The sequence below is a fragment of the Candidatus Hydrothermales bacterium genome (assembly GCA_039630235.1).
Taxonomy (GTDB): domain Bacteria; phylum Hydrothermota; class Hydrothermia; order Hydrothermales; family JAJRUZ01; genus JBCNVI01.
Genome location: JBCNVI010000072.1, coordinates 1 through 528, shown reverse-complemented (window position 1 = coordinate 528; position 528 = coordinate 1). Strand labels below are relative to the sequence as shown.

The window sequence follows — 528 nt, the reverse complement described above, 5'->3', positions numbered from 1 at the left end:
CAGTTGAACATATCTCATTAAAAAAGGAGTATCTCCATAAGTGAATAAATGGACGATGAAAACACTAAGGGATGAAAGAATTAATAAAAATATATCAATTTCATAAAATTTTTTCTCTTTTATATAAAAATAAATACCAACGAAAAGCATAAGAGTGACAAAAAAGTATTCAAAGAACACAAGAGAAGGAGAATGGACAAGGGTATGTCCGAAGAGACGGAATTTAATTCTTGGAAAAGCTGAAGATAATTTTATTGAATTAAATATATAGTCATTAAAAATTAAGAGAATAAGTGCTGTTAAAAAGGAATAAAAAAGAATTTTTCTGTATTCCTTTTTCATTAAGAAAAGAACAAATAGGGGAAGAGTTATTATAGGAAAAAAAGCTAAGTTACCAAATGATAAAAATCCAAGAGTTATACCTATTATTATACCTCTGTATAGGGTGTTGTTGTTTTTGTTAAAAAGAATAAAAAATATTAAAAGTAGCGAAGGTAAACCAACAAATGTTGGTGAATGGAAAGAAAA

Annotated in this window: 1 protein-coding gene; it reads right to left on the bottom strand. The window is 26.5% G+C overall.

Annotation, left to right across the window (positions count from 1 at the left end; translation table 11 throughout):
* Positions 1–528, bottom strand: a 528-nt coding sequence (locus tag ABDH49_09365; GenBank protein MEN3047146.1) for a hypothetical protein, incomplete at both ends; no start/stop codon positions are given.